The organism is Paraburkholderia sp. GAS448 (genome assembly GCF_050435685.1).
Classification (GTDB): Bacteria; Pseudomonadota; Gammaproteobacteria; order Burkholderiales; family Burkholderiaceae; genus Paraburkholderia.
In genome coordinates this window covers 666,797-681,157 of the sequence record NZ_JBNDKT010000001.1, presented here as the reverse complement: position 1 = coordinate 681,157, position 14,361 = coordinate 666,797, and the positions used below count along the sequence as shown (strand labels likewise).

Genomic DNA, 14,361 nt, shown 5'->3' with positions numbered 1-14,361 from the left:
CGTTCAGTGTTGCTGCGTTTTACGGTAGGCCATGACACCCGCTACCGTATAGAAACTGCCGAAAACCACGATTCTATCATTGTCGGACGCGCGTTTTAACGCGTCTTGGAAGGCTTCAGCGGGCGAATCGAAGCGATTTATGCTGCTATCCGGACCATCCATTACGCCCGCTTCGCGCAGGGCGGTTTCCAGATCCGCAGCGGATGCGCCGCGCGGCGTCGGCAGATCCGTCACGCACCAGTGATCGATCTCGCCCTTCAGATGCGCCAGCACGCCCGCGATATCCTTGTCGCGCATCGAACCGAACACGGCGTACGTGTACGGAAAGAAGCCCATGTTGCCCAGATTCTGCGCGAGTACCGCCGCCGCGTGCGGATTGTGTCCGACATCGAGGACGATTGAAGGCTTGCCCGGCAGCACCTGAAACCGGCCCGGCAATTCGACGTTCGCGAGGCCGAGGCGGATGTCCTGCGCGGACACCGGCAGTCGGTCGCGCAGCGCTTCCAGGCCGGCAAGAGCCGCCGACGTATTGATCAGCTGATTGGCGCCACGCAACGCCGGATAGGCGAGCGCCGAGCGCCGCATCGTGCGCCCAACGTAATTCCACTGCTGCCGCTCGCTGCCCGCCTGGGCTTCATAGCGGAAATCGCGGCCAACCAGCCATAAATCGGCGCCGATGCTTTCCGCGTGATCGATCAGCGTCTGCGGCGGCAGGGGGTCGGCGCAGATGGCCGGCTTGCCCGGCCGGAAGATGCCGGCCTTTTCGAAGGCGATTTTTTCGCGCGTATCGCCCAGGTATTCGGTGTGATCGATGTCGATGCTCGTGATGATCGCGCAGTCGGTATCAAGGATATTGACCGCGTCCAGCCGGCCGCCAAGGCCGACTTCAAAGATCACCACGTCCAGCCCACGCGACGCGAACAGATGCATGATCGCGAGCGTCGTGAATTCGAAGTAAGTCAGCGAGACTGGCTCCGGCAAGCTCAGACGGGCCTTTTCGACGGCGTCGAAGTGCTGCAGGAGCTCTGCGTCGGTCGCATTCTGGCCGTTCACCCGGGCCCGCTCGTTGAACGACAGCAGATGCGGCGACGTATGGCAGCCCACCGTGTATCCGGCGCGCAGCAGGATCGTCTCGAGGACGGCGCACGTCGACCCCTTGCCGTTCGTGCCACCGACCGTGATGACCGGGCAGTCAAACGACAACTGCAACGCATCGCGCACCTTGCTGATACGGGACAAACCCATGTCGATGCCGACAGGATGCGCGGATTCAAGGTGCGTGAGCCACGCGTCGAGGGTCGGGAATGAGTTCATCGGATGAAGCGGACGGGGATAATTAAACAGCGAGGCCGACATTATCCCGGAAACGACAGCGCGCCGCTTGATTGCTCTCGCGGCGCGCTTTTTGATGCGGCTTACCGACGTCGCTTTATCGCACGACGGCGTGCCCAGTGGCAGGTCTACGCCTTAGGCCACTGCGTCGGCAGGCAGGCGGGTCATCAGCGCCATCAGTTGAGCAAGTTCCTCGCGCAGCTTGCGACGGTCGACGATCATGTCGATCGCACCCTTCGTCAGCAGGAATTCGGCGCGCTGGAAACCTTCCGGCAGCTTTTCGCGGACGGTCTGCTCGATCACGCGCGGACCGGCGAAGCCGATCAGCGCCTTCGGCTCGGCGATCACGACGTCACCGAGGAATGCAAAGCTCGCCGACACACCGCCCATCGTCGGATCGGTCAATACGGAGATGAACGGCAGCTTCGCTTCCGCAAGCTTCGTGAGCATCGCCGTGGTCTTTGCCATCTGCATCAGCGACAGCAAGCTTTCCTGCATCCGGGCGCCGCCCGATGCGGTAAAGCAGATAAACGGCACCTGCTGCTCGAGCGCGTTCTGCGCGCCGCGCACGAAGCGTTCGCCGACCACCGAACCCATCGAGCCGCCCATGAACGAGAACTCGAAGTTCGCCACCACCACCGGCAGCGTGTGAATTGCGCCGCCCATGACGACCATCGCGTCGGTTTCGTCGGTGTCTTCCATCGCCTCTTTCAGGCGGTCCGGATACTTGCGGCTGTCCTTGAACTTGAGCGCGTCGACCGGCAGGATCTCCTGGCCGATTTCATAGCGGCCTTCCGGATCCAGCAAGCCGTCGAGCCGCTCGCGCGCGCCGATGCGCATGTGGTGGTCGCACTTCGGGCAAACATGCAGATTGGCTTCGACGTCGTTGCGGTACAGCACCGCTTCGCACGACGGGCATTTGATCCAGAGACCTTCTGGAATGCCCTTGCGGCTTTTCGGATCGGTTTGCTTGATTTTCGGCGGCAGCAGTTTGTCGAGCCAGCTCATGTTCTTTCCTTCAAGGGTCTTCTTCTATGCGCAGAGCGGCGGGACCTGCCCGCCGCCACACGAAAGACGACAAAAGTGAGTGTTATCGCGCGGCCGTGCTCACGCTGTCCACCGCCCGACGCACTTCCGCGATGAAACGCGTCAGGGTGTCGGCAGCAGCTTCGGGCGCGGCCTGTTCCAGCAATTGCACGATACGGCTGCCGATTACGACGGCATCGGAGACTTCAGCCACGGAGCGCGCCGTCTGGGCGTCCCGGATGCCGAAACCAACGCCCACCGGCAGGGGAACGCGCGACTTGATGGCCGGGATTTTACCCGCGATGCTGGAAACGTCCAGATTTGCCGCTCCGGTGACCCCCTTGAGTGACACATAGTAGACGTAGCCGCTCGCGATCTTGCCGACTTCCGCGATGCGGTCGTCAGTCGACGTCGGCGCCAGCAGGAAGATCGGATCGATGCCGGCGGAACGCATTTTTTCGGCGAAGATACCGGACTCTTCGGGCGGGTAATCGACCACCAGCACACCGTCGACGCCGGCATCCTTGGCAGCGGCGGCGAACGCATCCGCGCCCATCCGCTCGATCGGATTCGCGTAACCCATCAGCACGACGGGCGTCTTGTCGTCGCGTTCGCGAAAGCGCTTCACATCCGCCAGCACGTGACGCAGCGACACGCCGCGCGCGAGAGCACGTTCCGACGACGCCTGGATCACCGGGCCGTCGGCCATCGGGTCGGAAAACGGCACGCCAAGTTCGATGACGTCCGCGCCGCCGGCGGCGAGCGCGTGCATGAATTCGACCGTGCGGGCCGGATCGGGATCGCCTGCCGTCATGAACGGGATCAGGCCTTTCTTGCCCTGCGCGGCCAGTGCCGCAAATGTGTTCTTGATACGGGACATGGAATTTTCTCGGGAATCGTTTAACTGCGCGATAGCTGTGCTCGGACCGTGGCGGCTCAAGCGGTTTCGGCCGAAGCCGCCACCGATGCCGGCGCGGCCGCACTGACGCGTTCGCGCGCTATTGCGCAGTAACTTTCATTGATCTCATAGCCGACGAATTCGCGCCGCTGACGAGCGCAGGCGACTGCTGTGGTGCCGCTGCCCATAAACGGGTCGAGTACGCGCCCGCCCGGTGGACAACTCGCGAGCACCATACGCTCGACGATTTCCAGAGGCTTCTGGGTCGGATGATCGACTCGCTCGGCATGTTGCCGATGCAGCCGTGATACCGACCAGACATCCTTCGGATTATAGCCAAGCTCGAGCCACTTGCTGCCTTCGAACAACTTGCGCGAACGCGCCTTCTTCGTGACGGCATCGTACGGGATGCGGACGGGATCGAGATCGAAGTAATAATCCTTCGATACCGCGAAAAAGCCGATGTTGTCGTGCACCGACGTAAAGCGGCGGGTCGTGCCCCCCATGCTCGGCACGCGCCGGTCCCAGATGATTTCGTTGACCATCGTGAGCCTCGACTTCAGGAAACAGAAGATTTCCGGCGCGTATTGCCAGGTGCAGAAAATGTACAGCGAACCTGACGGCTTCAGCTTCGGAATCGCCAGATCGAGCCAGTGACGCGTCCAGGTGAGAAAGTCCTCGCCCGAACGCATGTCCGAGTCGTTGCCATAGTCCTTGCCGAGCCCATAAGGCGGATCGGCGACGATCAGGTCGATCGATCCATCTGGCAGGTTCACTGCATCGGTCAGAAAATCGCGGTTCAACAACTCGATGCCACCCGGCACCCTTGGCAGTGAATCGCCAAAGGGCGCCGAGGGCAACGCCGGAGCCTCGACGGCTGCAGCCGCCTCGGCGTCTTCAATGGTCGGTTCCGGCTCGTTGAACTCGTCGCGCATCGTCGGGGCGCTCAGAACTTGATGCCCGATCGCTCAGCGACCGTATGCATGTCCTTGTCGCCACGACCCGACAGGTTGACCAGAAGGTACTTGTCCTTCGGCAACGTCGGCGCGAGCTTCGCCGCATAGGCGAGCGCATGACTCGACTCCAGCGCTGGAATGATGCCTTCGATCCGGCAGCAGTCGTGAAACGCCTTCAGCGCCTCATCGTCGGTGATACCGACGTACTGCGCGCGGCCGCTGTCCTTGAGCCACGCGTGCTCCGGCCCGACGCCGGGGTAGTCGAGACCAGCGGACACCGAATGCGTCTCGATGATCTGACCGTTTTCATCCTGCAGCAGATAGGTGCGGTTGCCGTGCAGTACGCCCGGGCTACCGGCGATCAGCGATGCCGCGTGACGTCCCGTATCGATCCCATCGCCCGCTGCCTCAACGCCGATCAACTGCACCGATTGATCATCGATGTACGGATAAAAGATCCCCATCGCATTCGATCCGCCGCCGACGCATGCAATCACCGCATCCGGCTGACGGCCGACGAGTTCGGGCATCTGCACCTTGCATTCGTCGCCGATCACGCGCTGAAAGTCGCGGACCATCATCGGATACGGATGCGGACCCGCCACCGTGCCGATGATGTAGAAGGTGTTTTCGACGTTCGTGACCCAGTCGCGCATCGCTTCGTTGAGCGCATCCTTCAGCGTGCGCGAGCCCGATTCGACGGGCACGACGGTCGCGCCGAGCAGCTTCATCCGATACACGTTCGCGGCTTGACGACGCACGTCTTCCGAGCCCATGTACACCACGCATTCCATGCCGAAGCGCGCGGCGATCGTCGCCGTGGCCACGCCATGCTGGCCTGCGCCGGTTTCCGCGATCACGCGTGGCTTGCCCATACGCCTCGCCAGCAGCGCCTGGCCGATCACGTTATTCACCTTGTGGGCGCCCGTGTGGTTCAGGTCTTCGCGTTTCAGGAACACCTGTGCACCGCCGAGCAGTTCGCTCCAGCGCCGGGCGTGGTAAATCGGGGAAGGACGGCCAACAAAATGCTTCAACTCACGCTGATATTCAGCGATAAAGTCGTCATCCTGCTGGTATTTTTCGTAGGCTGCGCGAAGTTCATCAAGCGCATGAACCAGCGTCTCTGCGACGAACACGCCGCCATACTGGCCGAAATGGCCTCTTTCATCGGGCAAGTTATACATTTGTTTCACTCTTTCTCAGTGTGCAGCGCCGGTTCCTGTTGAAACCGAGAGCGCCGCCTGTATCACCCGGCATCCGCTTCGCGCACCGCGCGTACGAATGCCGCCATCCGGGCGTGGTCTTTCACGCCCTTCGCACCCGGCACTTCGATGCCGCTCGAGACATCGACCGCGTACGGGTGCAAGCGATGGATGGCATCACTGACGTTTTGCGCGTTCAACCCACCACTCAAAACGCCCTGACGCGCGAGCTCTGGAGAAATAAGTGACCAATCGAAAACCTTTCCGCCGCCGCCGTAGCCCTCGACGTGTGCGTCGAACAGGAGGGCGCTGGCTGCTGAATAGTTAAGCGCCGATTTTACCAAATCGGCCCGCTGAGTATCAGCCCCGACGCGCAATGCACGCAACCAAGGCAAACCCGCAATGTTCGCCAGCGTTTCGCATTGTTCCGGTGTCTCGTCGCCATGGAATTGCAGCAAGGTAAGCCGTGCATTGCTGGCGACCTCACGCATCCATTCATGAGACGCATTGACGAAGAGTCCGACCACCGACACGAACGGCGGGATATCGCGCGTCAGGTCGACGGCCTGCGCTACCGTCACGGAACGGGGGCTGGGTGGATAGAACACGAGACCGATCGCATCAGCGCCAAGACCGATCGCGTGTGCGATGTCTTCCGCTGTCGACAGGCCGCACAGCTTGATGCGCGTACGGTGCGGGCGTGGCGCCGCCTGTGCTTCGGTCGACGGCAAACTGGAGGACTCAGGCTGGGATGGGGTCATGATTCGGGTTGCGTCCATACGGCGCTCCACGGCACGCTGCCAGCGTGCGCGGCGGGCACCGCGAATTCCTCAGGATAGCCGACCTGCGCGAGGTACAGGCCGTCTGGCATGAAAGTCGGCGCGGCGTTGTTGCGGTCGCGGTTCGCGAGGACATCGGCCAGCCAGCTGGCCGGCTGGCGTCCTCGTCCAACTGCCACGAGGCAACCCATCAGGTTGCGCACCATGTGGTGCAGAAACGCGTTGGCGCGAAAGCGAAAGTGAATGAAATCGCCCTGCTGCCGAACGTCGATCTGATACAGATGCTTGACCGGCGTCTTCGCCTGACATTCCGATGAACGGAACGCCGAAAAATCGTGTTCGCCGATCAGGCAGGCGGCCGCGGTGCGCATCGCTTCGACGTCGAGCGGGGTGTGGATCCAGCCCGCGCGCCCGTCCAGCATCGGCGAGCGGACCGGGTGCACGTACAGCACATAGAAGTAGGTCCGCTCGAACGCCGAGAAGCGCGCATGAAATGCTTCCGGCATCGGCTGCGCCCATTGCACGGCGACAGTCTTTGGCAGGAACGCATTCGTGCCGCGCACCCACGAAAACGGCGCGCGATCGAGCTCAGTATCGAAGTGCACGATCTGTCCCAGGCCGTGTACGCCGGTGTCCGTTCGGCCAGCCACAACGGTCTGCAAGGGCGTCTGAGCGAATTCGCGCAGCGCACGTTCCAGTTCGTCCTGCACGGTCTTGCCATGCGGTTGTGACTGCCATCCGCAAAATGCGGCGCCGTCGTACTGGATCCCTAACGCAATCCGCATCACGAAAGCGGCGCGAGCGTCGACAGCAAGGCGCGAGCCTCGCTGCGTGTGGCGGCGTCGTTCGATTCGATCACTTCGTTGATCAGCGCTCGAGCACCGGACAGATCGCCCAGTTCGATGTATTCGCTCGCGAGTTCGAGCTTGTTGCGGGCAATTTTCGCGATGTCTGCCGGGGTGAATGCCGGCAGCGGTTGCGCCGGGCTCGGAGGCAGTTCGAGGTCGAAATCGAGTTTCAGCGCGCCAAATGGCATCGCGCCGAGCCCGGCAACCGCTGCCGAACCTGCCGTGCCGGCTTCGATTTCCTCGGATACATGTGAGGCTCCGGGCGGCGGGACGATCGCCTGCCGCGCCGTGATCTCCGGCGCGACGACGGGCTGGGTCGTCAAGGGTGCCGGCGACGAGGTCCCGTCGAACGATGCCGGCGACTCCGTGCGCGGCGGCAAAGGCATATCGAGACTGCCGAGGGCCTGGAACGCATCGCGCGGGAATTCGATCGGGTGCGGCAGGCCCAATTCGCGCGCATAGGCGCCGCCATTTGCCTCGTGGTCGCGCTCAAAACCCTGTTGTTCCAGCTCCTCGGACTGAGCCGGCACTTCGTGGTGGATCTCAGCGCCCGCTTCAGCGTGCGATGCCTGTTCAGCGTCCGCATCAGGTTGCCCGAACTGAACGCGATCGTCGCGCAGCACGGGTTCTTCAGGCTGTCGCTCCACGGGCTGAACCGGTTCGTCATGCTGAACCAGCGCTTCCAGTTGGACCGGATAGTCCGGTTCAGCGCGCGCCCCGTGCTCAAATGGGTCTTCCTGCGGCGCTACAGGAGTCTCTGGGGTCGCGGCGGACGACCCGGGTTCGAGGTACTGCTGCACCGGCTCACTTTGAAGACCAGAACCTACGTACTGGACACCCTCCTCGTCCTGTTCGTCGGCCGACGGATCAGTCTGCTCTTGCGGGAGGGCGTCGGCGCCCAGTTCTGAGGCGGCAGCCAGGCTTGCCGCACCTGTTGCGTCGGCCAGCGTCTCGGCGTGCCTCGTTGCAGGCGGCACGTGCTCGTGTACGGACCCCGCCGCGGGTGTTGCAATCTCACCGTGATCTGCGACCGAACCTTGATCGCGCGCCGCTTCGTCCTCGTTTGCACCTGCCGCTGCGGCCTCATCATTCGCCGCCGTGCGACTACGGCGACGACGCGCCGCCAGGCTCGCGATCAACGCAATCACCGCCGCGATGCCGCCCGCAACGGCAGCAACCACTGGCTGCGACAAGCCCGCCATCCCGCTACCGGTTTGCGGGGTGCTCACAATCGCGGCCGAGGCAGCCGTCGCGCGAGGCGCCACGCCGACGCCCGTTGCCTGTCCCGACGGTTGGACGGCCACTCCGCTACCACCCTGCGGCGCCTGCTTCGACGTTCCAATGCCGTGTTTCTGCAGTTCCATCAACACCCGGTTTTTCAACGCAAGCAATTGCTGGAGGCTCGAAACCGGCGCACGAACCTGCGATGCGGGCTGAGGCGCTGCAACCGCCGGGGCCACGCCAGCGCTGGACGCGCCTTCGACTGGAGCACTCGCGGCCGGCTGAATCGCGCCAGCCCAGACATGTGCACCGCTTGCCGCCGATGATGCAGCGGCTTGCGCAGCCTGCGACGCCACACCAGCTGCAACCGACGAAGCTGCCACGATTGCCGGAGCGCTCGCCGAAGCCGGAGCATTCGCGACATTCGCCGTCGCCGCACTGGTGGAAGCCGGCTGGCTGGCTGTTGCGGCCGAAACGGCAGCAGATGATGCAACCACAGGTGCCGACGAGGCTACCGGGCCGGACACCCCTGTCGCGGCCGAAGCCGCAGCGGCTCCGCTCGCCGCGACGCCCAGCGTATCGAGCGACGGCACATTCAGCACCGCGCCGAGCTTCAGGCGGCTCGGATCGTGTCCCATGAACGCGCCGGGATTAGCGTCGAAGATCGCCTTCGCCGCACGCGCCATCGTCGCGCGATCATGCGACTGAGTAAGCGCAATCGCCACATCGTTCAGCGACTGCCCCGGATGCACCGTGTACTGAGCGTCGGACTCGACGACTGCCGCTCCGCTTGCTGCGCTCGCCGGGTCGGCCGGCGCGGCATGGGCGGCGCCTGCACCAGTCAGCGCAAATGTGAAGGCAACAGCCGCCGCCATGCAGGCTGAACGCGCGGCACGGACTCGAAATGCCGCTGCACGGGGGGAATGAAATCGAACGATCATCGGGAGCTCTTGCGCGTGGTCGCGCTGCCCATTTTGGGGGTTGGATGGAAACAAGATTTCGAGCACACAATGAAAAAAGCGCCGCGCAAGCGCGACGCTTTTGAATTTTCTACGCGTCGTAACGGCGTAGTTTACTTTACTTGTCGAGCAGAATGCGCAGCATCCGACGCAGCGGTTCGGCCGCGCCCCACAGCAACTGGTCGCCGACCGTGAACGCCGACAGATACTCCCCACCCATCGCCAGCTTGCGCAGACGGCCGACCGGCACCGTCAGCGTGCCCGTCACCACCGCCGGCGACAGATCGCGCATCGACGCTTCGCGCTCATTCGGCACAACCTTCACCCAGTCGTTGGCCGACGCGAGGATGCCGTTGATCTCGTCGAGCGGCACGTCCTTGTTCAGCTTGATCGTCAGTGCCTGCGAGTGGCAGCGCATTGCGCCGATCCGCACGCACAGGCCGTCGACCGGGATCGAACCCGGCGTGCCCATGGCCGGCTTGCCCAGAATCTTGTTGGTTTCCGCGCCGCCCTTCCACTCTTCCTTCGACATGCCGTTGCCGAGATCCTTGTCGATCCACGGAATCAGCGAGCCGGCCAGCGGCACGCCGAAATGATCCGTCGGCATGCTGTCGCTGTTCATGGCGGCCAGCACGCGGCGGTCGATGTCGAGAATCGCCGACGACGGATTCGCGAGTTCTTCCTTCACGGCGCCGTGCAGCGTACCCATTTGCGACAGCAGTTCGCGCATGTTCTGCGCGCCCGCGCCCGATGCGGCCTGATACGTCATGGCCGTCATCCAGTCGACGAGGTTTTCGCGGAACAGGCCGCCGAGCGCCATCAGCATGAGGCTGACCGTGCAGTTGCCGCCGATGAAATTCTTCTGGCCCTTAACGAGCGCGTTCTTGATCACGTCGAGGTTGACCGGATCGAGAATGATGACCGCATCGTCCTTCATGCGAAGCGACGAAGCCGCGTCAATCCAGTAGCCGTTCCAGCCTGCTGCGCGCAGCTTCGGGAACACTTCGTTCGTGTAGTCGCCGCCCTGGCAGGAAATGATGGCGTCGCACTTCTTCAGGTCGTCGATGTTCGACGCGTCCTTGAGCTTCGTCTCGTTTTTGGCGAACGACGGTGCATTGCCGCCCGCGTTGCTGGTGCTGAAAAACACCGGTTCGATCAGATCGAAATCACCTTCCTGCTGCATACGATGCATCAGGACACTGCCGACCATGCCGCGCCAACCTACGAGACCTACGTTCATGACTTCATACCCTTCGAGTGGATGCTTCCCCGCAACTTTGCCCGGCGTGACCGCGCGGGGAAGACGGGCGGGCACGACGGACGATCAGCGCTTCGTGATCGTTTTCGGGGTAATCGCTTTAATGAGCGTTTTGATGGTAATGGCGAACTCAACCGCACGGGCCGTTTTGCCGTGGAGGTTCGAAATCGAGGAGATTTGAGGAAACTTCGCCATCGCTAGAGTCTACACGAAAAACGCAAACTGGCGGCCCAATCGGCCACTTTACGCGCGAAATGGCCACTTCAGGACCAATTCGCGCTTTAATGCCCGTTATTTCACGACAACTGACCGCTTACAGCGCCGCCAAAACCGCATCGCCCATCGCCGCCGTGCCCACCTGCCTGCAGCCGGGCGTGAGGATGTCGCCAGTGCGGTAGCCCTGCTCCAGCACCTTCTTCACCGCGCTTTCGATACGATCGGCCTGCTCCGCCTTGTTCAGCGAATAACGCAGCATCATCGCGGCCGACAGGATCGTCGCCAGCGGGTTCGCCACGCCTTTTCCTGCGATATCCGGCGCCGAACCATGGGACGGCTCGTACAAGCCTTTGTTGTTCTTGTCGAGCGAGGCCGAGGGCAACATGCCGATCGAGCCCGTCAGCATGGCGGCTTCGTCCGACAGGATGTCGCCGAACATGTTGCCGGTCACGATGACGTCGAATGACTTCGGCGCCTTCACAAGCTGCATCGCCGCGTTATCGACGTACATGTGCGACAGCTCGACGTCTGCGTATTCCTTCGCGACGTCGATCATCACGTCCTTCCAGAGCTGCGAAGTCTCGAGCACATTCGCCTTGTCGACCGACGTCAGCTTCTTGCCGCGCTTTTGCGCGGCCTGGAACGCGACGTGGGCGATGCGGCGCACTTCCGGCTCCGAATAACGCATCGTGTCGAAGCCTTCCTTCGCACCCGCGAACGGACCATCCGGCGCCTCGCGCACACCGCGCGGCGAACCGAAGTAAATGTCGCCGTTCAGTTCGCGGACAATCAGGATGTCGAGGCCCGAAACGATTTCTTCCTTCAGCGACGACGCGCCCGTGAGCTGCGGATAGCAGATCGCCGGACGGAAGTTGGCGAACAGCTGCAGATGTTTGCGCAAGCCGAGAATGGCCTGCTCCGGGCGCAGTGCGCGTTCGAGCGAGTCGTACTTCCAGTCGCCAACCGCGCCGAACAGGATCGCATCGGCGGCCTTGGCCAGCGCGAGCGTCGATTGCGGCAGCGGGTGCCCCTGCGCTTCATATCCCGCGCCGCCAACGGGCGCTTCTTCAAGCTCGAACTTCTCGTCGAGCGCGTTCAGAACCTTGACTGCTTCCTTGACGATTTCCGGACCGATGCCGTCGCCGGGCAACACTGCAATCTTCATTCGAATTCCTTGCCTGTTTTTGTGAGTACTGTGACGCGTTCGACTTTCCGATCACACGTCAAAAGCGCGCGTCAGCCGACGATGCGGTGATTCAGCCACGGCTGCTTTGCAAGCCGCTCCGCTTCGAACTGACGGATCTTGTCCGCGTGACGCAGCGTGAGTGCAATGTCGTCGAAACCGTTCAGCAGACAGTACTTGCGGAAGGCTGCCACGTCGAACGGGTATTCGGTGCCGTCGCCCACGCGCACCACTTGCGCTTCGAGATCGACGGTCAGTTTGAAGCCGTTGAACGCGTACGTTTCGTTGAACAGGTGGTCCACCTGCAATTCGGTCAGCACGATCGGCAACAGGCCGTTCTTGAAGCAGTTGTTGTAGAAGATGTCCGCGAAACTCGGTGCGATCAGCGCGCGGAACCCATACTGCTGCAACGCCCAGGGGGCATGCTCGCGCGAGCTGCCGCAGCCGAAATTCTTGCGTGCCAGCAGGATCGACGCGCCTTGATAGCGCGGCTGGTTCAGGACGAAATCCGGATTCAGCGGACGCTTCGAATTGTCTTGACCCGGCTCGCCGTGATCGAGGTAACGCCACTCGTCGAACGCGTTCGGACCGAAACCGCTGCGCTTGATCGATTTCAGGAACTGCTTCGGAATGATCGCGTCCGTATCGACGTTCTCGCGATCGAGCGGCGCCACGACGCCGGTGTGTACGATGAATTTATCCATGACGCTTGCGCCTGTTCAAAACCGGTCGATACGCCTTCGCACCACCCGGAAGCGAAGGCCGTATCGCCGGCAACAATCAAAAAACGCTTCTATCTGCCGAGCGCTCGCCGACGCTCATTTTTCCGCGTGGTTGCTGATGGATCCGCCGAGGTGCTGCAAGTCCTCGCCGAAGCCGTGCATCGTGTTGCATCCGGTGAGACCAAGCAGCGCAGCCGCAAGCGACCCCAGCGCAAGGCGGCGCAACCACGTGATCCGATTAGTGCTTTTCATCATGCAATTCATCCCAGCTTGCGAATATCCACGAAATGTCCTTCGATAGCCGCCGCTGCGGCCATCGCGGGGCTCACGAGGTGGGTACGGCCACCCGCGCCCTGACGACCCTCGAAGTTGCGGTTCGACGTCGACGCACAACGCTCACCCGGTTCGAGCCGGTCGGCATTCATGGCGAGACACATCGAACAGCCCGGTTCGCGCCATTCGAAACCGGCGTCGGTAAAGACCTTGTCGAGGCCTTCGCGTTCCGCCTGCGCCTTCACGAGGCCCGAACCCGGCACCACCATCGCGAGACGGATGTTCGGCGCGACGCGGCGACCCAGTTTCTTCACGACGTAAGCGGCAGCACGCAAATCTTCGATGCGCGCGTTCGTGCACGAGCCGATGAAAATCTTGTCCGGCTTGATCGACTCGATCGGCAGATTCGGTTCGAGCGCCATGTAATTCAATGCGCGCTCCATCGCGTCGCGCTTGACGGGATCCTTCTCGCGTTCCGGATCCGGCACGCGGCCATCGACCGATGTCACCATCTCCGGCGACGTACCCCACGTAACCTGCGGCACGATCTCGGCCGCATTCAGTTCGACCACGCGGTCGAACTGCGCACCGGTGTCGGACTTGAACTGCTTCCAGTATTCGACGGCGTGATCCCACTCGACGCCTTCCGGCGAGAACGGACGGCCCTTCAGGTACTCGACGGTCGTATCGTCGACCGCGACCATGCCCGCGCGCGCGCCCGCTTCGATTGCCATGTTGCAGACCGTCATACGGCCTTCCATCGACAGCGCGCGAATGGTCGAGCCACCGAATTCGATCGCGTAGCCCGTCCCGCCCGCCGTACCGATCAAGCCGATGATGGCAAGCACGATGTCCTTCGCGGTGCAGCCGCGCGGCAGCGGTCCTTCGACCTTGACGAGCATGTTCTTGCTCTTCTTCTGCAGCAGGGTTTGCGTGGCGAGCACGTGTTCGACTTCCGATGTACCAATGCCATGTGCAAGCGCGCCGAACGCGCCGTGCGTCGACGTGTGCGAGTCGCCGCAGACGATCGTCATGCCCGGCAGCGTCGCGCCCTGCTCCGGCCCGATGATGTGCACGATGCCCTGACGCAGATCGTTCATCTTGAACTGCGTGATACCGTAGGCGTCGCAGTTGGCGTCAAGCGTATCGACCTGCAGCTTCGACACCGGATCAGCAATGCCATGGCTGCGATCCGTTGTGGGTACGTTGTGGTCCGAGACCGCCAGATTCGCGCTGATGCGCCACACCGGACGCTCAGCCAGCTTGAGGCCGTCGAACGCCTGCGGGCTGGTGACTTCGTGCAGCAGGTGACGGTCGATATAGAGAAGCGTCGTACCGTCGTCTTCCGTGTGGACCACGTGCGTGTCCCACAATTTGTCGTAGAGAGTCTGTGCCATGGTATGCGGGGGTAGTAATGACTGCGGGCAATCCGTGTTCGGTCGATTATGCCACGCAGATGACACCCTTTGCTTACCCGTTATCGAGAAA

General features: G+C 62.5%; 13 protein-coding genes. All 13 read right to left on the bottom strand.

The genetic code is table 11. From position 1 onward, the window contains the following. Nucleotides 1–3: 3 nt before the first annotated feature. A complete protein-coding gene (gene folC / locus P3T23_RS03175; protein WP_429314720.1) occupies nucleotides 4–1,314 on the bottom strand; it encodes a bifunctional tetrahydrofolate synthase/dihydrofolate synthase in 1,311 nt (436 codons plus the stop codon). 153 nt (nucleotides 1,315–1,467) lie between these two features. Next, nucleotides 1,468–2,340, bottom strand: a complete 873-nt coding sequence (accD, locus tag P3T23_RS03170; protein WP_429314719.1) for an acetyl-CoA carboxylase, carboxyltransferase subunit beta — start codon at nucleotides 2,338–2,340, stop codon at nucleotides 1,468–1,470. A gap of 82 nt (nucleotides 2,341–2,422) precedes the next feature. Continuing rightward, nucleotides 2,423–3,238 (bottom strand): tryptophan synthase subunit alpha, encoded by an 816-nt coding sequence (trpA, locus tag P3T23_RS03165; RefSeq protein WP_429314718.1) that lies wholly within the window; start codon nucleotides 3,236–3,238, stop codon nucleotides 2,423–2,425. Nucleotides 3,239–3,294: 56 nt separating this feature from the next. Continuing rightward, nucleotides 3,295–4,191 (bottom strand): DNA-methyltransferase, encoded by an 897-nt coding sequence (locus tag P3T23_RS03160; protein WP_429314717.1) that lies wholly within the window; start codon nucleotides 4,189–4,191, stop codon nucleotides 3,295–3,297. An 11-nt stretch (nucleotides 4,192–4,202) separates the two neighbouring features. Next, the gene (gene trpB, locus P3T23_RS03155) at nucleotides 4,203–5,396 is read right to left on the bottom strand and encodes a tryptophan synthase subunit beta (protein WP_429314716.1); all 1,194 of its coding nucleotides are present in this window, start codon (nucleotides 5,394–5,396) and stop codon (nucleotides 4,203–4,205) included. A 62-nt stretch (nucleotides 5,397–5,458) separates the two neighbouring features. After that, nucleotides 5,459–6,175 (bottom strand): phosphoribosylanthranilate isomerase, encoded by a 717-nt coding sequence (locus P3T23_RS03150; protein WP_429314845.1) that lies wholly within the window; start codon nucleotides 6,173–6,175, stop codon nucleotides 5,459–5,461. Further along, on the bottom strand, nucleotides 6,172–6,978 hold the full coding sequence (gene truA / locus P3T23_RS03145; RefSeq protein WP_429314715.1) for a tRNA pseudouridine(38-40) synthase TruA: 807 nt from the start codon (nucleotides 6,976–6,978) through the stop codon (nucleotides 6,172–6,174). The genes P3T23_RS03150 and truA overlap by 4 nt, the downstream gene beginning before the upstream one ends. Further along, entirely contained in the window at nucleotides 6,978–9,203 is a 2,226-nt protein-coding gene (locus P3T23_RS03140; RefSeq protein ID WP_429314714.1) for a FimV/HubP family polar landmark protein, read from the bottom strand. The genes truA and P3T23_RS03140 overlap by 1 nt, the downstream gene beginning before the upstream one ends. A gap of 136 nt (nucleotides 9,204–9,339) precedes the next feature. Further along, the gene (asd, locus tag P3T23_RS03135) at nucleotides 9,340–10,461 is read right to left on the bottom strand and encodes an aspartate-semialdehyde dehydrogenase (protein ID WP_429314713.1); all 1,122 of its coding nucleotides are present in this window, start codon (nucleotides 10,459–10,461) and stop codon (nucleotides 9,340–9,342) included. A 331-nt stretch (nucleotides 10,462–10,792) separates the two neighbouring features. After that, entirely contained in the window at nucleotides 10,793–11,860 is a 1,068-nt protein-coding gene (gene leuB / locus P3T23_RS03130; protein WP_429314712.1) for a 3-isopropylmalate dehydrogenase, read from the bottom strand. A 71-nt stretch (nucleotides 11,861–11,931) separates the two neighbouring features. Next, a complete protein-coding gene (leuD, locus tag P3T23_RS03125; RefSeq protein WP_429314711.1) occupies nucleotides 11,932–12,582 on the bottom strand; it encodes a 3-isopropylmalate dehydratase small subunit in 651 nt (216 codons plus the stop codon). Between the two features lie 114 nt (nucleotides 12,583–12,696). Then, nucleotides 12,697–12,852, bottom strand: coding sequence for an entericidin A/B family lipoprotein (locus tag P3T23_RS03120; protein ID WP_429314710.1), 156 nt, complete (start codon nucleotides 12,850–12,852; stop codon nucleotides 12,697–12,699). 8 nt (nucleotides 12,853–12,860) lie between these two features. Continuing rightward, nucleotides 12,861–14,270 carry a 3-isopropylmalate dehydratase large subunit gene (leuC, locus tag P3T23_RS03115; protein WP_429314709.1) on the bottom strand — a complete coding sequence of 470 codons (1,410 nt, stop codon included), beginning with the start codon at nucleotides 14,268–14,270 and terminating at the stop codon, nucleotides 12,861–12,863. Nucleotides 14,271–14,361: the final 91 nt, after the last annotated feature.